Origin of the sequence: Nitrobacter sp. NHB1 (genome assembly GCF_036964665.1) — a bacterium.
Classification (GTDB): Bacteria; Pseudomonadota; Alphaproteobacteria; order Rhizobiales; family Xanthobacteraceae; genus Nitrobacter.
In genome coordinates, this window is the sequence record NZ_JBAMDA010000001.1 from 1,522,607 (window position 1) to 1,543,738 (window position 21,132).

16 protein-coding genes are annotated in these 21,132 nt (G+C 62.1%); 4 read left to right on the forward strand and 12 right to left on the reverse strand.

Annotated features, from left to right (window positions below; genetic code table 11):
* Window positions 1-11 precede the first annotated feature (11 nt).
* Window positions 12-1,403, reverse strand: coding sequence for an aminobacteriohopanetriol synthase HpnO (gene hpnO, locus V4R08_RS07170; protein WP_335578715.1), 1,392 nt, complete (start codon window positions 1,401-1,403; stop codon window positions 12-14).
* Between the two features lie 133 nt (window positions 1,404-1,536).
* On the opposite strand from hpnO, the gene V4R08_RS07175 reads away from it, so the two are divergent.
* Entirely contained in the window at window positions 1,537-2,214 is a 678-nt protein-coding gene (locus V4R08_RS07175) for a DUF2147 domain-containing protein (protein ID WP_335578716.1), read from the forward strand.
* On the opposite strand, the gene hpnN is transcribed toward V4R08_RS07175, so the two are convergent.
* Window positions 2,167-4,752 (reverse strand): hopanoid transporter HpnN, encoded by a 2,586-nt coding sequence (hpnN, locus tag V4R08_RS07180; RefSeq protein ID WP_335578717.1) that lies wholly within the window; start codon window positions 4,750-4,752, stop codon window positions 2,167-2,169. The two genes, V4R08_RS07175 and hpnN, sit on opposite strands and share 48 nt — an antisense overlap.
* 99 nt (window positions 4,753-4,851) lie before the next feature.
* Window positions 4,852-5,160, reverse strand: a complete 309-nt coding sequence (locus V4R08_RS07185) for a hypothetical protein (protein ID WP_335578718.1) — start codon at window positions 5,158-5,160, stop codon at window positions 4,852-4,854.
* A gap of 184 nt (window positions 5,161-5,344) precedes the next feature.
* Here V4R08_RS07185 and ispH point away from each other — a divergent pair, with 184 nt between their 5' ends.
* Window positions 5,345-6,271, forward strand: coding sequence for a 4-hydroxy-3-methylbut-2-enyl diphosphate reductase (gene ispH, locus V4R08_RS07190; RefSeq protein WP_335580207.1), 927 nt, complete (start codon window positions 5,345-5,347; stop codon window positions 6,269-6,271).
* A 47-nt stretch (window positions 6,272-6,318) separates the two neighbouring features.
* Entirely contained in the window at window positions 6,319-7,488 is a 1,170-nt protein-coding gene (hpnH, locus tag V4R08_RS07195; protein ID WP_335578719.1) for an adenosyl-hopene transferase HpnH, read from the forward strand.
* Between the two features lie 386 nt (window positions 7,489-7,874).
* Here the strand turns inward: hpnH and V4R08_RS07200 are convergent, their stop codons facing one another.
* From V4R08_RS07200 to V4R08_RS07225, 6 genes are all read right to left on the reverse strand, one after another.
* Entirely contained in the window at window positions 7,875-8,645 is a 771-nt protein-coding gene (locus V4R08_RS07200; RefSeq protein ID WP_442935634.1) for a phosphorylase, read from the reverse strand.
* Window positions 8,642-10,606 carry a squalene--hopene cyclase gene (gene shc / locus V4R08_RS07205; RefSeq protein WP_335578721.1) on the reverse strand — a complete coding sequence of 655 codons (1,965 nt, stop codon included), beginning with the start codon at window positions 10,604-10,606 and terminating at the stop codon, window positions 8,642-8,644. Before shc ends, V4R08_RS07200 begins: the two co-directional genes overlap by 4 nt.
* 8 nt (window positions 10,607-10,614) lie before the next feature.
* Window positions 10,615-11,871: a hydroxysqualene dehydroxylase HpnE gene (hpnE, locus tag V4R08_RS07210; protein ID WP_335578722.1), complete on the reverse strand. Its 1,257-nt coding sequence runs from the start codon at window positions 11,869-11,871 to the stop codon at window positions 10,615-10,617.
* On the reverse strand, window positions 11,871-12,707 hold the full coding sequence (gene hpnD / locus V4R08_RS07215) for a presqualene diphosphate synthase HpnD (protein WP_335578723.1): 837 nt from the start codon (window positions 12,705-12,707) through the stop codon (window positions 11,871-11,873). Before hpnD ends, hpnE begins: the two co-directional genes overlap by 1 nt.
* The gene (gene hpnC, locus V4R08_RS07220; RefSeq protein ID WP_335578724.1) at window positions 12,704-13,582 is read right to left on the reverse strand and encodes a squalene synthase HpnC; all 879 of its coding nucleotides are present in this window, start codon (window positions 13,580-13,582) and stop codon (window positions 12,704-12,706) included. Before hpnC ends, hpnD begins: the two co-directional genes overlap by 4 nt.
* A 203-nt stretch (window positions 13,583-13,785) precedes the next feature.
* Window positions 13,786-14,031: a cysteine rich repeat-containing protein gene (locus tag V4R08_RS07225; RefSeq protein WP_335578725.1), complete on the reverse strand. Its 246-nt coding sequence runs from the start codon at window positions 14,029-14,031 to the stop codon at window positions 13,786-13,788.
* Between the two features lie 587 nt (window positions 14,032-14,618).
* Here V4R08_RS07225 and V4R08_RS07230 point away from each other — a divergent pair.
* Window positions 14,619-15,119 carry a hypothetical protein gene (locus V4R08_RS07230; protein ID WP_335580208.1) on the forward strand — a complete coding sequence of 167 codons (501 nt, stop codon included), beginning with the start codon at window positions 14,619-14,621 and terminating at the stop codon, window positions 15,117-15,119.
* 251 nt (window positions 15,120-15,370) lie between these two features.
* On the opposite strand, the gene V4R08_RS07235 is transcribed toward V4R08_RS07230, so the two are convergent.
* From V4R08_RS07235 to V4R08_RS07245, 3 genes are all read right to left on the reverse strand, one after another.
* A complete protein-coding gene (locus tag V4R08_RS07235) occupies window positions 15,371-17,737 on the reverse strand; it encodes an efflux RND transporter permease subunit (RefSeq protein WP_335578726.1) in 2,367 nt (788 codons plus the stop codon).
* A gap of 236 nt (window positions 17,738-17,973) precedes the next feature.
* Window positions 17,974-19,557 carry a B12-binding domain-containing radical SAM protein gene (locus tag V4R08_RS07240; protein WP_335578727.1) on the reverse strand — a complete coding sequence of 528 codons (1,584 nt, stop codon included), beginning with the start codon at window positions 19,555-19,557 and terminating at the stop codon, window positions 17,974-17,976.
* 206 nt (window positions 19,558-19,763) lie between these two features.
* Complete coding sequence (locus tag V4R08_RS07245) at window positions 19,764-21,113, reverse strand: amidase (protein ID WP_335578728.1); 1,350 nt, start codon at window positions 21,111-21,113, stop codon at window positions 19,764-19,766.
* Window positions 21,114-21,132 lie beyond the last annotated feature (19 nt).

A 21,132-nucleotide genomic window follows, 5' to 3' on the forward strand; every position in this document is an offset into this window, starting at 1 on the left:
GACTCTAAAGATCAGGCCGACTTGCGGACGGCGTTGTCCATCAGTGTCTTGCCGAGCGACCAGATCGCGCCGGGAACCTGATGGCTTGCGGCGATGACGCTGTCGAACGAGGTCTCGATCCACTTGCAGTCTTCGTCATTGATGATGAGCGGCGGCAGCAGCTTGATGGTGTGACTGCCGTGACCGGAGACCTGGGTGAGGATCTTGTGATCCTTGAACAGCGGCACGGTGATGAGCTGGCAGAACAGGCCCTTGTTGGCAGCCTCCAGCAGATTCCACGACGCCCTCAGACGCAGCGATTTCGGCGGCCCGAACTCGATGCCGATCATCAACCCCTTGCCGCGCACCTCCTTCAGAAGTTCGTAGCCCGGCACCATGCGGGTCAGCGCCAGCCGCAACTCGGCGCCGCGCCTGGCCGCGTTCTCGATCAGTTTCTCGGCCTTCATCACTTCAAGGGTCGCGATGCCGGCCGCCATCGCGAGATCGTTTTTGGCGAAGGTCGAGCCGTGCACCACGGCGCGATCCATGCGGTTGAATATCTTGTCGAAGATAGACTTGCGGGTCAGCACCGCGCCGATCGGCACATGGCCGCCGGACAGGGCCTTGGCCAGCAGCACCATGTCGGGTTCGACGTTCCAGTGCTCGACGGCGAGAAAACGTCCGGTACGGCCGATGCCGGTCTGAACTTCATCCGCCACGAACAGCGTGCCGTATTTCCGGCACAGCGCGGCCGCTCCCGGCAGGAATTCATCGCTCGGCAGGTTGACGCCCTTGCCCTGGATCGGCTCGACGATGAAGGCTGCGACCTGCCGCGACGATAGCGCCTGCTCCAGCGCCGCGAGGTCGTTGAAGGGAACGACGGTACAGTCCGGCAGCAGGGGATCGAAGCCGCCGCGGAAATTCTTGTCGTCGGTCAGGGACAGCGCGCCGTAGGTCAGCCCGTGATAGGCGTGACCGCAGTAAACAATGCCGGTTCGTCCCGTGGCGACGCGTGCGAACTTGATCGCGGCCTCGACGCTTTCCGCGCCGGAATTCGCAAAAAAAACCTTATCGAGGTAGGGAACATGAGCGAGCAGCCGCTCGGCCAGAACGCCGGCCAGGGTCGAGACATCCATCTGCACGAGATTGGGCAGGTCACTGTCGAGGACGCTTTTCAGGGCATCCCGCAGCACGGGATGATTCCGGCCAATCGCAAAAACGCCAAATCCGCTGAGTAGATCGAGGTAACGGGCGCCCTCGCGATCGACCAGATATTGACCGTGACCGCTCTGGAAACCGACGTCGTAGCCGATGGTCTTCAGAACCCTGACAAGCTGTTCATTGAGGTGGCGGACATGCATGGCACTACGCTGCGCCTGCCGTTCCACAAACACCTCGGAAACGTCTAGATTTGGATATAGCATCCGCTACATAGTTCGGTTGATGGCCGGTTCGTCAACTGAAAAGCATGACTACGGCAAATTGACTTCGGTGGCGATTCCCAGCCCTTCACTTAAGCACAGGTTTGAAAATATGTTGCAGCGCCCACGACATACCATGCGCAGACTAAATTATTGCAGAATTCTTGCGACGACCTCCCTTGTTGCAGCGGCTCTGGTGACGGCCGGTTTCGAGCCGGCCGGTGCGGGTGATCCGACCGGCGACTGGCGCGTGGCCGACGGCGTCGCCAACATCCGGGTCGCCGAATGCAACGGCGCGATGTGGGGCGTCATTGCCTGGGAGAAAATTGCCGGCGGCGTCGACCGGAACAATCCCGATGCCTCGCAAAGGACCAGACCGACGCTGGGTATGCCGGTTCTCCTCGACATGAAGATGAATGCCGAGAAGGAGGATTGGGAAGGCCACGTCTATAACGCCAAGAACGGCAAGACTTACGAGTCCTCGATCAAGCTGGAATCGCCCGATAAGCTTGAGATCCAGGGCTGCGTACTCGGCTTCCTCTGCGGCGGCGAGACCTGGACCCGTGTCGCCGGCCCGATTCCAAGCAGCCCATCCAACGACCTCGCCGGTGGCTCCGCCAACAGTCCAGCCCATAGTCCTGCCCATAGCGCCGCCAAAGGCGCGCCGAAAGCGGGCATGGCTAGGACCAAGACCTCGCACAAGACCACCGGTCAGAGAACAGCTACCGCCGCCGCCCCCCCGGCTGATCCCGTTGGCGATATCTGCCTACTTCCCGACATCGCGGGGGCGGCCCATGAGGGCGGGCTGAAATAGCAGCACCGCAGCAAGGGTGGTGACGAGCGACAGCGCCAGCAACTTGCCCATGCTCGCCGTGCCCGGATGGCTCGACAGCCACAGGCTGCCGAACGCGGTCGCGGTGGTCAGCGCGCTGAAGAAGATCGCCCGCGTCAGGCTCGATTGCAGCAGATTCGTTCTGCCGGATCGCCACGCCGTGACATAATAAATCTTGAACGCCACGCCGACGCCGAGCAGCAACGGCAGCGCGACGATGTTGGCGAAGTTGAGCGGAAGTCCGATCACCACACAAATTTCCAGCGTCACAGCCCCGGCGACCAGCAGCGGCACCAGCGTCAGCAGCACGTCGGTTACCCGCCGCAGCGCCAGCCATAGCAGGATGGCGATCGAGATCAGGGCCCACAGACCCGCCTCGATAAAGGCCCTCACGATGGTGTCGCCGGATTTGAGAATCGATACCGGCCCGCCGATCGCGTTGGGCTCGGCGGCAAGCACGGCGCCGGCAAACTTTCGCAGCGTCTCATTGTGATCCGGATCGCCGCGCGGCAACGCTTCGACGCGCGTGACGCCGTCGCTCTTCCAGAGCTTCACGAAATCCGGCGGCAGGGATTTCAGGCTGACAGGTTCGGCCTTTAATAAATTGCGAAGCTGCTCGAACATGATCTTGAGCGGTTCGACGAACACGGCCTGAGCTTTCTCGCGCCTAGCCTGGTTCGAATCGGCCAACCGGGCAAGATCGTCGGCCAGCCGCTTTGCGGCCGCAGCGCCCGGCCCCTGATTGTCGGCGGCGGCCTTCCGCAGACTGGCGGCGGCCTCCTTCAGCGCACCGACATTCTCCTCGTCGGACGGTAGCGGATCGATCGAATCCGGATTGAGCGCAGGGCCGAGAACCTTGGCACCCTGCGCGATCAGCTTGAGCTTCTCCGGCTGGTCGGCGGGGACAAAGCTGTCGAGCGACCTGGTGCTTGCAACTTCAGGCACCTTGGCGAGCCGGGCCTCGACCCGCTTCGCGTCCTGCTCGGACTTGACCATCACATTGATGGCGTTCGCGCCGGTCTCCGGATCTTTCCGCAAATCCAGATACGTCGCGATCGATTCGACTTTCGTGCTCCTCAGATGGATCGGATTGAAATCGAATCGCAGGAAGTAGAGCGCGGGCGATCCGAGAATCACGACCGCAAGCGTGCTGACCACGATCGCCACGCGATGCTTTTCGAGAAAATGGTCGAGCGGCGCCAGAAACGCGTAGCCGACCGGTTCTTCCTCACCGGGCGGGTTCAGAAGACGCAGCAACGCCGGAAGAACGGTGATGCTGGCAAGAAAGGCAATCAGCATACCGGCGCCGGCGATCTTTCCGAGTTCCGAAACACCCTTGTAATCCGTCGGCAGGAACGACAGGAAGCCCGCCGAAGTCGCCATCGCCGCCAGCGACAGCGGGACCGCCGAACGCTTCGCCGCTATAAGAAGAGCCGCTTCCAGATCGTTGGTCTTGAAGCGTTCGGAGCGATAGCGAACGCTGTACTGAATGCCGAAGTCGACGCCCAGTCCGACAAACAAGACGGCGAACGCAATCGACAGCAGATTGAACGATGTCACCATCACGAGGCCAAGCGCCGTCGTGATCGCGAGCCCGACGAACAGCGTTGCGAACACCGCGAAGATGATTTTAGGCGAGCGCAGGGCCAGCCAGAGAATTACCAGCACGACCAGCACTGTGCCGATGCCGTTGGCGACGGCGCCCTCCTGCACCGTGGCGAACTCTTCATTGGCGATTGGAACCGGCCCGGTCAGCCGGACGCGCGCGTCGAACTTGCCGGCAAGATCCAGATCGATGGCGGCTTGCCGGATCGCATCGGTGGCATCCTTGCCGGGCTCGAGTGCGTTGAAATCGAGGTACGGCTTGACCTGGATCAGCGAGCGGCGGTCGGAAGCGGTCAGCGGCTTGTCGCTTGCGAGCTGACGCCAGGAAAAGGTGCCGCTCCCCCTGGTCAGGACGTCCTCGAGGCTTTGGGCGATCAGCGAGAACGGCCGCGCCGTGCTGTCCAGCGAGAACTGCCCCCGCTTCAAGCCCGCCAGCGCCGTTTCGAGCGCACCGGTCAGCCCGCGCAAACTCGGGTCGCCGGCCATGATCTCAACCAGCGGCGCGGCCTCTCCGAATTGACCGGTGACCTGCTTGACCTCGGCGGTCGGCAGGAAAAGCAGGCCATTGCGCTCAAAAAACGGCCCGCCGCCGAGTAGCTGAACAGCTTCGAAATGGTCGTGGTCGCTGGCGAGCTTCGCTGCCAGCATGGCGCCTGCGGTGCTGGCAAACTCCGGCGTCGGGGCCTCCACGACCGCAAGGATCAGCCTTTCCTGGTCGAACGCCTTCTCGAAAGCAATGTCGCGCTGCCGCCAATCCAGATCGGGCGATATCAACTTATTGATATCAGTGTTGATTTGGAAGTTTCTCGCCGTATAAAAGACCGCCCCGGACGCCAGCACAATCGCAACCAACGCAGTAACCAAAGCAAATCGTGTGCAAATCTTAACGATTGAAACAACAATACCTGTCAGCACATTCTTTCTTTCTGCTACCGCAATACGCAAAAGGCGTGGAATCCCGGTCCGGTTCTTCTGTCTGATCTAGTTGAGTGAATTTGACATTCGATACCCACTTTACGGCAAATCTGGCAAGCGAATGTCAGATTCAAAACTCCACATAAACCCTAATAGTTGCTTGGGGTTTTTTATCCCGTTGTCTTCAGGGCGCGACAAAGTGGCATAAAACGCGTCGTTGTCTTGATTCGGGGTGATTGCCGGACGATTTGAACCGACTTGATATAGATAGCTTTGCGGATGACAAAGTGACGAACAGGTGAGGCCATCTGCTTCGGCCGATTCCGTATCATGATACCAGTCACTGTATCTTGATACCATCGAATGTCCTTCGTTCATCAATCGTAGCGGCCGAAAGGTCTGCGGCATTGGGACATTTTGTTCTGACGCAGAGGGCCGTGTATGTCATAGCGTTGAAATCCCGGGATCGCGACCCATAGATTAAGCGTCTGTGACTTTTCCTGAAGACACGTGTGATTTTAAGAAGAAACGTTCCGACCTGTATGGAGTTAAAGTATAATGCGTAAGGTGCAAATTGACTGACGCTCGCCCGATCGAAGTTCTCCTGGCGCAGCCGCGCGGATTTTGCGCGGGCGTCGTCCGCGCGATCGAGACCGTCGAGCGCGCGCTGGAGAAGTACGGCCCCCCGGTGTACGTCCGCCACGAGATCGTTCACAACAAGTACGTCGTCGAAAGCCTGAAGAACAAGGGCGCGATCTTCGTCGAGAATCTGTCCGAGGTTCCGACAAAAGCCGTCACCGTGTTCAGCGCCCATGGCGTTGCGCGGAGCGTGGAAGAAGAGGCTGCCGCACGCGGCTTGCCCGTGCTCAACGCCACCTGCCCGCTGGTGACAAAGGTTCACAATCAGGGCAAACGCTACATGTCCAAGGGACGGGCCCTGGTCCTGATCGGCCACGCCGGCCATCCCGAGGTTGAAGGAACCATGGGACAGGTTCCGGGTCCCGTTCTGCTGGTCCAGGACGTCGACGACGTCGCGGCCCTGACGCTGCACGCCGACACCCCGGTCGCCTATATCACTCAGACGACACTCAGCGTCGACGACACCAAGGACATCATTCTCGCGCTCCAGCAGCGTTTCACCGATATCCAGGGCCCTGATACACGGGATATCTGCTATGCAACACAAAACCGGCAATCTGCGGTAAGAGATCTCAGCAAGCTGGTGGATGTCATTCTCGTAGTCGGAGCAACCAACAGTTCAAACTCGAACCGACTGCGCGAAATCGGCACCGAAGTCGGCGTTGCAAGTTATCTCATCGCGGATGGGAGTGAACTCAACGCGGAGTGGCTGAAAGATGCGAAAACCGTGGGCATCACGGCCGGCGCATCGGCGCCGGAGGTGCTTGTCGACGATGTCATCGAGGCCCTGAGGCGCATCGGTCCGGTTGCTGTCTCGGTGCTGCCGGGACGGGAAGAAAACATCGAATTCCGCCTTCCGTCTGAACTGACCACAGCCTGACCCCCTTTCGATTTCCACGGCTGGTAACACCAGAGAGAAGACTTGCAATGGCAATACCGTTTTTTAAAGAACTGAAGATCGGCGGATATCTGATCAAGCAGAAGATGCTGGGCCGCAAGCGCTATCCGCTTGTGCTGATGCTCGAGCCGCTGTTTCGCTGCAATCTCGCCTGCGCCGGGTGCGGCAAGATCGACTATCCCGATGCGATCCTCAACCGTCGCATGACTGCTCAGGAATGCTGGGACGCGGCCGAGGAGTGCGGCGCGCCGATGGTTGCCATTCCCGGCGGCGAGCCGCTGATCCACAAGGAGATCGGCGAGATCGTGCGTGGCCTCGTCGCGCGCAAGAAGTTCGTCTCGCTCTGCACCAACGCGATGCTTTTGGAAAAGAAGCTCGATCTGTTCGAGCCCTCCCCGTACCTGTTCTTTTCGGTCCATCTCGATGGCCTGAAGGAGCACCACGACGAGTCCGTATGCCAGGATGGCGTGTTCGACCGCGCCGTCTCCGCGATCAAGGCGGCGAAGGCGCGCGGCTTCACCGTCAACGTCAACGCCACGATCTTCGACAACTATCCGGCCGAGGAAATCGCAAAGTTCCTCGACTTCACGACCGAGCTTGGTGTCGGTGTCTCGATGTCGCCTGGCTACGCCTATGAGCGCGCTCCCGATCAGGAGCACTTCCTGAACCGAACCAAGACCAAGAAGCTGTTCCGCGACGTCTTCGCGCTCGGCAAGGGCAAGAAGTGGAACTTCATGCACTCCGGCCTGTTTCTCGATTTCCTGGCCGGCAATCAGGAGTATCATTGCACGCCGTGGGGAATGCCGGCGCGCAACATCTTCGGCTGGCAGAAACCCTGCTACCTGCTCGGCGAGGGCTACACCAAGACCTTCAAGGAATTGATGGAAACCACCGACTGGGACAGCTACGGCACCGGCAAGTACGAAAAGTGCGCCAACTGCATGGCGCATTGCGGTTACGAACCGACCGCCGCCACTGCGGCTCTGAACAATCCGCTCAAGACGATGTGGGTGGCGCTGCGCGGCGTCCGCACCACCGGTCCGATGGCGCCCGAGATCGACCTCACCAAGCAACGCCCGGCGCAGTACATTTTCGCCCAGCAGGTTGAGAAAACGCTGACGGAGATCCGCAAGGACGAGGCCGCGGCCGCCGCCGCCAAACAAGCGGCAAAAGAGCAAAAGGCTTCCACCGCAGCCTGAGCACGATCGCTTGCACGTCTAAACGACATCGGCGCCGAAGATCATCTCTCCGGCGCCGATACTGCTTTCCGAATCTAGCTAGAGCCTTTGTCGCTTACGATGGAATCAGAAGCGAGGCTCTATAATTTTGATTTGACGCGTTTCTCACGCGAACCGGTGCCCATCCTCGGGTCAAGCCCGTGGACATGCTTCGCTCTAAAATGCGAGGTGCGGGATCGGCGCGACGGCGTTCGGAGCATTTCAGGTTTTGACAGAAACGCATTCATTCAAGCGTCATTGCGCGCGGAGCGAAGCAATCCAGTTCTTTCTTCGAGACTTTCTGGATTGCTTCGGCGCGAGGCGCCTCGCAATGACGGCAATCTGATTCCGTTTAAGTATCAATGGCTCTAGATATCCGCCGCGATCAGGCTCTCGCCGCCCAGCAAACTCTCGCTGCCCAGCAAACTCTCGCCGCCCAGCAGAAAGCCTCGGCAGCCGCGCAAGGAGCGAAGCGCCCGATTGAAATCGATTCCGGTGGACACCAGCGCGCGCAGGGTCAGCGGATTTCGCGCAAGGCCGCCGAGCACCTTCTTCAGGTCGATGTTGCCGTTCGGCTTGATGGCGCTGCGGGCAATCGCCGGCAGCGCTCGCGTCGCGGGATCGCTGATCACGCGCAAGGCGGCGAAAGGAAGACTCGCTTTCGTGGCATAGGCGGCCGCGATGTGGCTTTCCATATCGACGGCAGAGGCGCCGGTCACGGCATGGAGTACCGCCTTGCCGGCCTGCCCCACCACGACCTGCTCGACACCGGCAAGCCCGGCGCGGACCACCTTCCGATCGCCGAGGCCGGTGCCGTCGATCAGTTCCTCGCTGAGCGCGAGGCCTGCCTGCCATCGCGACTCGCCGTCCACGACTTCCGTGGCGACCACGACGTCTCCTGACCTCAGGGATGGATCGAGCCCGCCGGCGACCCCGAAGCTGATCACGCCCCGTACCGTGAACGGGTCGAAGCCCGCCAGAAGCGTGCGCAATTGCCGGGGACTGCTGCTGCTGCAAATGACGGTCATGCCAGGACCCGCGGCGATGCGGGCTTCCTGAACCAGACCGGTCACAATCAATACCGGCCGCGGGTCAAAGGAATCACCCACGGACACGTCAACCGCCGCGCCCAAATTCACATCCCGACCCCTACCACCATGCTGTTGGTGCTTCTCAAATTCCGGTACCGCGCCAGTGCCCAGAGCGGGAAGAATCTAGAGTAGCCATGATATCGCAGGTAAAACACCCGTGGAAACCCTGTGGCGGTGTAGCGTTGCTCGTCCCACAGCCCTTTTTTGGTCTGTGTGTCTATTAGGTACTTCATCCCCCGGGCCACCGCCGGATTTTCGACCTCGCCCGCGGCCATCAAGCCAAGCAAGGCCCAGGCCGTTTGCGAGGCCGTGGTCGGCGCCCCCTCGAACCCCTTGTAGTCGAGCCGGTAGCTGACGGCATCCTCGCCCCAGCCGCCATCGGCGTTCTGGATCGACACCAGCCAGTCCACCGCCTTGCGCATCGCCGGATCCTGGTGATCGACCCCGGCGGCGTTGAGCGCACAAAGCACCGACCAGGTGCCGTAGACGTAGTTGAGGCCCCAGCGGCCGTACCACGACCCCTCCTTGAGCTGGGTCCGGCGCAGATAGTCGACCCCGGCCGCCATGGATGGGCTGCTGCGAACGGTTTCGCCAAGCTGCGCCAGCATCGAGACGCATCGCGCCGTGACATCCTCGGTCGGAGGATCGAGCAGCGCCGCGTGGTCGGAGAATGGGATGTTGTTGAGATAGTATTCAAGATTGTCGGCATCGAACGCCGCAAAGCCGCCGTCCCGGCTCTGCATGCCCTCGATCCACTCGCGGCCGCGCGCGATCGCCTCGTTGAATTTCTCGCTGCGATCGTTGCGGCGCGCCCGGTCCATCGCCATGACCACGACAGCGGTATCATCGAGATCGGGATAGTGGGCGTTGACGTACTGGAACGCCCAGCCGCCGGGCCGCACGTCCGGACGTTTCACGGCCCAGTCGCCCTTGAGGACGAGTTCCTGCTTCGGGAGCAGCCAGTCGAGGCCCTTCTCCGCGCCGCTCAGCGCCTCGGGTCCGCCGGCTTCGAGCAGCGCGTGACAGGTCAGCGCGGTATCCCAGATCGGCGACACGCAGGGCTGGCAGTAGGCCTCATCCTCGCCGATCACCAGAAGATTGTCGATTCCGCGCCGCGCCACCGCGCGCGGCGGGTGCTCCGGCGGAAACCCCAGCGCGTCATACATCATCACCGTATTGACCATCGGCGGAAAGATCGCGCCGAGACCGTCCTCGCCGTTGAGGCGCTCCTCGACGAACGCGATCGCCTTTTTTATCGCGCGTGCCCGCAACCGTTTGGGAAACAGCGGCTCGATGGTCCGCAATATCCTGTCGAGGCCGTTGAACAGCGCAAACCAGGCCGGGCTTTGATGCGGAGCCCTCGTCGGTGTGCCGACCGTGGCCGGATCCTGAAGAAACAGTTCGCGAATGCCGATGCCGCGCGGATTGCGCGCGCGCGGCTTCAGCGCCGCCAGCACCATCAGCGGCACCATGGTGGTGCGCGCCCAGTAAGAAATCTTGTTGATATGGAACGGCGACCACATCGGCAGCAGCATGATCTCGATCGGCAGCACGGGGGCGCTGCGCCAAGTCAGCACTTCAAAGAGCGAGAGCAGGAAGCGCGTGAAGACGTTGACGTTGGCCGCACCGCCGCGGGAGAGGATGGCCTCGCGCGCGCGCACCATATGCGGCGCGTCGATGGAATCGCCGATCATCTTCAGCGCGAAATAGGCTTTCACGCTGGCGCTCATGTCGAACGGACCGTCATGCACCAGCGGCCAGCCGCCATGTGCGCCCTGGATGCGGCGGAGGTAGACCGCGATCTTGGCTTCCAGCGCCGCATCGACCGGCTCGCCGAGATAGTGCCGCAACAGGACGTATTCGGACGGGATGGTCGCGTCGGCCTCCAGCTCGAACACGAAATGACCGTCCGGCTGCTTGATGTCCAGAAGCCCGCGCGTCGCGGCGCCGATGCTGCCCCCGAGAGCGGTATCGTCGATCGGCGCGGCTGTGGCGTTCACGGAGCTCATGGCGGCGGCTATATCGGATTCAGGGTTTTCAGAACGTGATCGGCAGCCCGGTTTCCGGAGCGGACCGACCCCTCGATGGTTGCCGGCAACCCCGTATCAGTCCAGTCGCCGGCGAGAAACAGGTTTTTCCACTCCGTCAGCGCACCCGGACGCAGGGCGTTCTGCTCGGGCGAGGCCTCGAATGTGGCGCGGCGCTCGCGCACGATCTGCCAGGCCGGCATCTCGGCCTCGATGCCTGCGACCGCGCAGATGTCTTTCCAGATCGCCCGCGCCAATTCCTCGCGCGGGATGTCCACCAGTCGGTCGCCGCCGCTGATGGTGATGGAGAAACGGTCCGGAAACGCGAACAGCCATTCGATCAGGCCGTTCACGACCCCCATCATCGGCGGCTGATGTGGCGGGGGAACGAAGCGGAAGTGCGCGTTGACGATGGCGCGGAATTTCGTCGGCACGGTCAGGCCGGGCAGCAGCGCGGCCGCGGGCCGCGGCGGCACCGCCATCACGACGGCATCGTCCGGGCCGAGCGCGATGGTCTGATCGCCGAGCGCGAGCGCCGTGACCCTGCCATTCGCCATGGTGAGCTGCCGCACTTCGTGGCCGACATCGACGCTGCCGCCCCTGGCGCGAATGTAGTCGATCGCCGGCTCGATCAGCACCGGGCTCAGCCCGTCGCGCGCGATCAGCGGGCGGCACGCCTGACCGCCCGCCAGCAGCGTTTCGCGAATGATCGCGCCGGCAAGACCGGCCGATCCGTCGGGCGGCTCGATGTTGAGCGCTGCGAGCAGGAGCGGCAGCACCAGCCGCTTGTAAAGCACGCCCTCGCACTTGATAGCGTCGCCAACCCGTGTGCGGGTCTTGGCCCAGGCCAGCGGCGCGAGCGCGAAATAATCGGCAGGCGAAGTGTCGGGCACCCGGCGGTTGCGGTCGAACACCCAGAACGGAACGCGCCCGTCGTTGATCTGCAGCTTCCAGCGTTTATTGACGGCAAGATCGATAAACTGGAATTCGGCCTTTGGCGGCCCCTGCAAACCGGCCTCGGTGCCGATCCTGCGCGCATAGGCCAGCAGGCTATGGTTGCCGGACAGCACCAGATGGTTGCCGTTATCGATCGTCAGATTGGTCGCGCCGTCGAAATAGGAGCGGCAACGCCCGCCGACCTGTTGCGCCGCCTCGTGCACGCGAACCAGATAACCGGCGTCGGCCAGACGCACGCCCGCGGAAAGACCGGAAATGCCGGCGCCGACGATATGAACGGTTGTTTGCATCAGATCAACGCGTACCGGAGGACGATGGCAATCTTCGCCGCCTGGCTGAGGTGAACGGGCGAGCGCGGCAGATGAAAACCGCGATGCTCCAGCATATCCAGAATGGCGTGATAATATCTCGACATGATGCGGGGTGCGCGCACGGCACGGCGCGGGTTGCGATTCATGATCTCGTCCGATTCGACGAAATGCGCCCGCGCCCGCTCCACCAGCGGCGCACAGACCTGCGGCAGCGCCGGGTTCGAAATCACGGCGGCCGGATCGGCACTGCTGATGCCGGCGCGGAGCAGGCCCTCGCGCGGCAGATACAGCCGTCCGAGCGCCGCATCCTCATCGAGATCGCGCAGGATATTGGTCAACTGCAGCGCTCGACCGAGATGATGCGCGAGCAGGATGCCATCCTGCTCGGGCAATCCGAACACCCGGACCGACAGCCGTCCGACGGCGCTGGCGACGCGATCGCAATACAGATCGAGCGTGGCATCGTCAGGCGCGCGGATATCCGCCAGCACGTCCATTTCCATGCCGTCGATAATGGCAAGAAAATCCTCGCGGCGCAGACCAAAGGCGCTCACGGAGGCGTCGTAATCGCGCAACCGCTCCGGCGCGTGCCCCTGATAGAGCGCGTCAATGTCGTCACGCCATTGCTGGAGCGCGGCCCGCCGTTCCGGCCGCGGACTATCGGAATCGGCAATGTCGTCGACATAGCGGCAAAACGTGTAGATCTGGAACATCGCCTCGCGCTGCGCGCGCGGCAGGATGCGCATCGCCGCGTAGAACGAGCTGCTGGACGCGGTCGCTCCGGAACTCGCGTCGGCTGTCGTCTCGATCGTCATGCGCCGGCCGCCGGGTTCGACACCGGCCGCCGCCGCACCGAGCGGCGAAGCATTTCCGCAGTGATACCGCCGACGCTGTAGCCGAGCAGTTGCACCGGCTTGAGGTGAACCGTCTCGCTCAGGGGATCGCGCACCTTCAGCAGCGCGACGATCCTGTCGGCGAACATCCGGATCACGGCGACTTCGAGCCCGAGCCGGATGTCCCTGATCTGTGCCGCGAGCGGTCGTCCCTCGTTGAGCAACGCTTCGGTTCGCCCGGCAAGGGCGTGCAGGCATTGCAGAAGCGCAGGCGTTGCCCTATCGCCGCCGAGCATCTCGACCGAGGCACCGGATGCGGCCAGCGCGTCGCGCGGCAGATAAACGCGGTTGAGGTTGCTGTAGTCCTTGGCGCAATCCTGAAGATGATTGTTGATCTGCAGGCCGGCGCAAAGCGCGTCGGATGCGGCCCAGGTCGACGTGCTCTCGCCATGCACGTCGAGCATGAAACGTCCGACCGGCATCGCCGAATAACGGCAATAGTCGATCACGTCGTCCCAGGTCTCGTAGCGCAGCTTGGTGACGTCCATCCGGAACGCCTTCAGCACGTCGATGGCGTGGCGCGGCGGCATCGACCGTTGCGCCAGCGCATTTCGGAGGTTGACCGCTTCCGGCTGACTATTCCCCTGCCCCAGGAGTTCATCCTCGAACAGATCGAGCCAGGCGAGCTTGTCCTTTTCGCCGAGTTCGGCGTGATCGGCGATGTCGTCCGCGGTCCGAACGAAATTGTAGAACGCGAGAATCAACGCGCGGTGACGCGGATGAATGATCCACGACGCGACCGGAAAATTCTCGTCGCGGTGGGTCTTTCCGGATCGCAGTTGGGTCGCGGTAGGCATCAGGACAGGCTATGTTGCTCTGGATTGCAAATTGGGTCCCGCCAGTTCCGAAATACCGGCAGGCAGGATCGCACGCGCACCCCATATAGGGGAAACCGCAAGCTAAACCAATGCTATCTTTCGCCTTTTAGCCGTGCCGATCTGCCGCGGCGACGAAACCGGCGGGCAATCGGACAACTGGATTTGTTTGTTTCCGGAGCGCTTTATTGGCCGTGGCTCAGCAGGACCTGGTGGCACGCCTTCGTCAGTTTCGGACGGTGCTGCTGCAGACACGCCAGGATGGTGAAATCGCCCTGATCGATCACCTTGCGGCAGAAACGGCTGACGTCCCGTGCGCAGGCGCGCTGTTCCGCGTCAGTCCCGCCGTGCGATTGGCCCTGGGCCTGCGCCGTCATTGTGGTCAAACCAAATGTCAAAAGCAGAGCGAACGATAGAAAAATTTTAGACATAGTATTCCTTATAATTGCACGGCAGAGAGTTCGAACCCGCACAAGCCCGGGCATATGACTGGTCTTTCAAAACGGTCGGGAGCGATGATCTCGCGAGACCGTATCGATACCCATACCGGAAGAGATCGCAAGAGCGGACAGACCACACGCGGCCGCTCCATCTGCTGCGGTACACACCGGTCGCGAATCGACGTGGCCTTTCCTACGAGCATATCCGCGGATGCCAAAAGCACCGTGAAATGCGGCTAAATTTGCGACGGCGGACACGTCATCGCAGCTTGTTTCCACAGATTTTCAATCACTAATATCTAACGTACTGAAATATATCGACTAAAGTACAAGCGAGCGGTGCGGATATTTGCCGGGCAAATCCGCCGTGGCGTCTATCCTGTCAAGTGCGCGTCAGTCCGGTTTTGTGACAATCCATATCGGTTCATATCGGCCGCGCCCGGCCACTTCGATGCAGATACCCGAGAGGACATCGATTATACTATCGGGATTGAACCTCGCGCGCCGCGACAACAACTAAGAACTTGATGCAGCGCGCGAGTCATTACCTAAGCATCATTTTTAATGGAAAATCGGATATGAAACTGTTTGCCTCCGGGCTGGTTCGGAAGTCGACGATTGCAGCCAGCCTTGTCGCGTGCCTTGCATTATCCATATCCGCAAGCTTCGCCCAGTCTCCTCCGTTTGCGGGCTTTGCGGGAAACTGGTCGGGCAAAGGCACGGTCTCGCTGTCCGATGGATCGACAGAGAATATTCGTTGCAGGGCATCCTACCACGTGGATCGCACGGGCAGAGCCTTGAAACAGAACCTGCGTTGCGCCAGCGACAGCTACAAGTTCGATCTCTCCAGCGACGTGGTCAGCGACGGCACCGAAATTACCGGGAACTGGAGCGAATCTACCCGCAATCTCTTCGGTTCCGTGCGCGGCCGCGCCGGCGGCGGCGAGATCGACGTGTTCGTGGATGCTGCGGGCTTTGCCGCCAACCTGACGCTGCGCGTCCATGGCAACAGGCAATCGGTCTGGATCACCTCGAAAGGCCAAATCAGGAACGTTTCCATCACCATGGTGCGTAGCTAGCTGTGGGCTTTTTAGACGGAATCAGGTTGCCGTCATTGCGAGGAGCGAAGCGACGAAGCAATCCAGAAAGCCCGAAAGAACTGGATTGCTTCGTAGAACCTGTCATCGGCCGGCGCTTTGCGCCGACCCGTTGGTTCGCAATGACGTATAACTCGCTTTGAATCATCGTGCCGGCTTCGTGCGTTTACGTCCTGACAAGGTCAACCGGATTATCCGCCCCGGTGCCGCGGCATCCACCGCGGGCGCAATCCCTATTTCAGCGCCTTCGTCTGGCCGCCGCGGCGCAACCGCTCCGCAAAGGTAATCAGCCACATCGCCGTCGGGCGCAGGATCAGGAAATCCGCGGCCAGGGCGGCGATCATGGCAAAGGCGCTGAGCCAGCCGAACAGGCGCAGCGACGGCAGATCCGAGAACACCGTCACCACCAGGCCGCACGCCAGCACCACGGTGGTCAGGATCAGCGCCGGCCCCATCAGCACGGTCGCGCGCTCGACCGCCTCGGCTGCGCTGACGCCCGGCTTGCTCTCGGACCGCAGGCGATTGAGGAAGTGGATGGTCGCACTGAGCCCGAGGCCGAACGAGACCGTGAGCGCGACCACGCTCGCGAACTGCAGCCCCTCCCCGAGCGCCCACAATACCGTGCCGGACAGCACGACAGGGAAAATCCCGGGCAGGATGCAGGCAAACATCACAACGACCGAGCGGAATGCCAGCCCCATGAACACCGCGACCAGCGCAAACTCGATCGTGAGACCGTGGTTGAGCTTCTCGATCATGCTGGCGCTGTTGCGCGCGGCGATGGCCGACAGGCCGGTGACGGCGATTTCATAACCGGGGTGAGCGTGCCGGACCGCGTCCATGGCGTGGTCGAGTTTCTCCACTATCGGCAGAATCTGACTCGAGTCGCGATCGGGCACGCGGCCCGACACCACGACCGCCGTCTGGTCCTTCGAAATAAAGCGGCGCACCAGATGCTCGGGGAGGACGCTGACATATTCCTTGAGCGTCGCAACGTCGTTGCTGCCGGCCTTTTCGGCGAGCCACCGCCGCAGTGTTTCGAGCGACCAGACGTTGCCGACGCCGGCCTGCTCCTCGACCAGCTTGTGGACCTCGGCGATGGTGGCAAGCGTCTGCGGCGAATACAGCGTCTCACCCTTGGGGAATTCGATCAGGACATCGATCGGGTTGGCGCCGGTGAGTTTTGCATCGAGACGGCTGCTGGCCGCCACCGCCTGCTGCTTGTCCGGCACCTGATCCGCGAGCCGGTAACGCGGCTCGAGGTTAGCGTAGACCACCGCCAGGCCGCCAACCACCACCAGGGCAAGCAGGCTGAAGAAGCCGGGATGCCCCACCATCCGCACCGCGATCCAGGCGCAGAAGCGGCGCAGCACCTGCACGCCCCAATCCGACGTTTTGAATTTCTCCGCGAAACGCTGTTCGTTGCGCACCAGCAGAACCCCGAACACCGGCACCAGCAACAGCACCGCGAGCAGCGCGATGACGGTCGCCAGCAGGCCCGCCTCGCCAAAGCTGCGGATCAGGTCTGAATTCGAGAACTGCAGCGCGATGAACGAGATTCCCGCGGTCGCATGGGTCAGCACGCAGGCTGGGCCGACCACCAGAACGGCATTGCGGAACGCGGAATACTTGTCCTCGCCCGCGATCAGGCGGTCGCGCGCCGCGAACGTCAACTGCATCGAATCGGAGAAACTGATGACCATGATGAGCGGCGTCATCACGTTGAGGAACATGTTGAGGCTGAAACCGGCCCAGCCCAGCACGCCCAACGCCAGCAGGATCGCAAGCAACGGCGGGAACGCCGCGGCAACCATGAAGGAGACCTTGCGGAAAAACACGATCGCGATCAGACAGCCGGCCAGAATGCCGGCGACGTTGTAGATGATGCCGTCGCGCTCCACCGCGTTGCGAATTTCAAGCTGCATCACCGGCACACCGGAAAGCTCTTTGGTGAGGCCGGTGGAGGCGAGATCGTCGTTCATAACCTTGCGGATCTGCCCGACGGTGGTGCTCAACCCGCTGCTTTCGACGATCGACGGCTGCAGCGACAGCACGACCAGCGCCAGCGTGCCGTCGTCGGACAGCAGCTTGCCGCGAATGATCTCGTTGGATTTCACGGTCTCGATGAATTTGTCGTAGTCGGCGCCTTTCGGCAGTTCGGACGGAAACAGCGCCGCCGGCAGCTTGCCGGGTTCGGGCGCCTGACGCGCCGAGAACAACGAGATCAGGCCGCGCACGCCATCGACCAGTTGCAGGTCGGTGACCATATCCCGCAGCTTTTCAAGATTGTCGCGTTCGAGCAGCGTCTTGCCCTCAATCACGACCAGCACGTCGAACTCGCTCGACGGGAAGCGCTTGGTCACTTCCTCGTACTGATGATACTCCTTGGTGTCGGAGCGGAACAACTGGCTGAGCGAATCGTCGATCTTGATGCGGTGGATTCCGAACACCGCACCGATGACCAAGGCGAGCAGAATGATGCAGGACAGGATCGGCGCACGCACCGCAATCAGACCGATCCGCTCAAGTCCGAAGGCGATGCTGAGCGACCGGCCGATCGGGGCGCCCTGGTCGGCAGCATCGCGGTTTCGCTCAAGCATGCGCTGTCCCTGTCGTGAACACCATCGTCTAGCAAATTTCCTGGAGGCCCTGGAGCGAACCCGAAAGCCGGCGGGCCGCTCGCTTTAGCTATCGACAGCACGCATAAATTTTCGGCGCAAGGTGTAGCGGTTTCCCGGATAGACTACAAGCAAGGGCGACCACGATCCGCGCCGCTCAAGCCGAAGCGGTTCGACCGGCGGCCGCTCCTGCCCGTCCCGGTATCCGCGGCCATCGCCTATTCGGCGGGAACGGAGGCTTCTCGCAACTTCAGCGAATAATAGGAGGCGTTGGTTTTGCCGCGTGAGGCCGAACGCGCGAACAAAATAAGGTGATGGGCAACCAGGATCGAGCCGATAAGATACTCGATCTCGCCGCGCGCCAGCCGGCGCAGCGCGAATTTCCAGAATACACGCTTGTAGTCGCCGCGCACGCCGACCTTCCAGAAGATGTTGCGCAGCATGGTCAGGCCGAGCTTGATATTCCGCCACGACGCCTGCTGGCGTGTCCGCGGCTGAATCCGCTTCGGATAAGTTTCGCGGATCTGGTACTCGTAGCGCTCCAGAAGTTTCTCGGGCACGTATGCGCGGCCCATGCATTCGCGCCAGGTCTCCACGACATGGTCGTAGGGCAGCCGAAAGTCGACGTTGGAATCGCGGCCATCGTCCTCGATCAGCCGATTCTCCAGCTTCAGACGATCCCAAAGCGGCGTCTTAGGCAGCGCCTGCAGGAGATTGATGGTCAGAAGCGGTATCTGCGATCGGTCGATGAAGTCGAGCAGATGCTGTCCGGTCTCAAGCTTGTCGGTATCGAGCCCGAGGATGATTCCGGACACCACCTCCATGCCATAATCGTTCAGAGTCTGGATCGCTTCCATGATGGGGACCATCATGTTGTGATCCTTCTTCATCGCGTGCAGCGCTTCAGGATCGGGCGTCTCAATGCCGCAGAAGATCGTCGCGAAGAACGCCTCGCGCATTTGCGACAGGATCTCCGGGCGCTTGGCGATATTCAGCGTCGCTTCGCAGGAGAACCGCAGCACGAAACCGGTCTTCTTCTGCCATTCGATCAGGTGCGGCAAAAGGTCCAGCGCGGCCTTGCGGTTGCCGATGAAATTGTCGTCGACGAAATAGACCGAGCCGGTAATCCCGCATTCCAGCAGCTTGTCGAGTTCGCGCGTGATCTGCTCAGGCGTCTTCAGACGCGGGTTGCGCCCATAGAGGCCGGGAATGTCGCAGAACTCGCACTGATACGGGCAGCCGCTGGAATACTGGATGCTGCCCAGGAAGTAATGCTTGATGTCGGCCAGTTCATAAGCCGGAATCGGGAATCTGGTCATGTCCAGCCGATCGGCGGTTTTGAGGACAACCTGACCATCGGGCCGCGACGGATCACGCGCCAGGCGTCCGATCAGGTCGTCCGTGGCATCACCGAGTTCGCCGACGTGAAGGTAGTCGAACGACGGATAATAGTCGGGGCAGGCGCTGACCGACGGACCGCCGAGCGCGACCGACAGATCGAAGGCGTGGGCGCGGCGGCAGATATCGTTCATCTGCTGGCGCTGGATGTGCATGCCGCTGACGAGCACGGCCTCGGCCCACTCGAAATCCTCGTCCGTGGCGAAGCGAATGTTCTCGTCGATGAAACGGACTTTCCACTCGGCGGGCAGATAGGCGGCGATCAGCAGAAGTCCCTGCGGCGGCATGAAAGCCTGTACGCCAGCGGTCAGGGGATAGGCGTGCTCAAACGTGCCGAACGACGACGTGTAGCGGGGAAAGACGCAAAGAATGCGCCGAATGCCGTATTGACCCACACGCCTCAATCGCACCTCCCCGCTGTGCAGATATACACCCACCCCAAACCCTTAAAACCCCTGGCGCTCGCAATCGTTCCGGATCACGCGAACCAAAAGCACGGCCGAAAACCTGAGCGACGATTTCTTCAACAATGTGGCGGAGCCGCAAAGACATCGGCGCGGAAACGCGCTTGCGTTGTTGCCCTGACATGACGGCCGTAGAAGTGGGGCATTTACGTGCGAACGATCGGCTCGACACCCGCCGCGAGTTCGAAAATCCGGCGATCCGACCCGCCGGCCGCGGCCAGCATCAAGCCCACCGGCGCCTCGCCCTCGCGGTGACAGGGCAGCGAGATCGCGCAGCCGTCGAGGATGTTGATCAGCGCACAGTTGCGCAGCGACAGCATGTTGGCTTTCGTGTAGGCGGCATCGCCGGCGAGGTCGGCGATTACCGGCGGCGTGATCGCCACCGTCGGTGCTATCAACGCATCGTACGGCGCGACGCGGCGCTCGAAGCCTGTGATGATCGCGCGGCGGATGGCGAGCAGATCGACATAGTCGGCGGCGCTGAGGCTTTCGCCGCGACGAATGCGGCTGATGACGCGGGGATCGTAGAGCTCCGCCTTTTTCGCGATCAGCGCGCGGTGCCAGGCCCAGCTTTCCGCCGCCGAGAATCCGCCGCCGACATTTAGCGCTGCGACCTCGGCGAATTCGGGAACGGCGATGCGTTCGATCACGGCGCCGGCGTCGGCCAGTCGGTCCAGCGCGTGCTCGAAGGCCCGCGCAACCGCGCTGCTCAGGTCGTCCAGCATCACCGTGGTCGGCATCGCGAACCGCAGCCCCTTGATCGGGCGCGGCGCGACCGGCGCAATCGGCTCGTCCGCCAGCACCGCGTCCATCACGGCGCAGCAGCCGACCGAGCGGGCAATCGGCCCGTAGCTGTCCAGCGTGACCGATAGCGGCACGCCGCCGTCGAGCGGAATGCGGCGGGCGGTCGGCTTGTAGCCGACGATACCGCAATAGGCCGCCGGAATCCGGCAGGAGCCGCCGGTATCGGTGCCGAGCGCGCCATGCGCCATGCCGTCGGTGATCGACACCGCCGCGCCCGACGACGATCCGCCCGGCACATGGCCGACGTCGCGCTGCCAGCGATTTTTCGGCGTGCCGTAGTGCGGATTGATGCCAAGTCCCGAATAGGCGAATTCAGTCATGTTGGTGCGCCCGATCACCACGAACCCGGCGCGGCGCAGGCGCGCCACGACCGGGGCGTCGTTCGCTGCCGGCGGCGCATCATCGAGCGCGCGCGAACCGGCCCGCGATACCTGTCCCTTGATGTCGAACAGGTCCTTGATCGAGACCGGAATGCCGGCGAAGGGCGACGGCGCGGCATTGACCTTGCGCAGTCCGTCCATGGCCTCGGCGGCGGCGACGGCGCCGTCCGCATCGACCTGGATGAACACTCGCGCGCCCTCGCCAGCTTTATCGGCGATTTTGGCAAGGCAGTCGTCGACGAGCTTGCGCGCCGTGGTGCGCCCCGCCTCGAGATCGGCGGCGAGCGTGGCCAGGGTCGGGTGATCGGACATGGCAGAACTCGCAAACGAA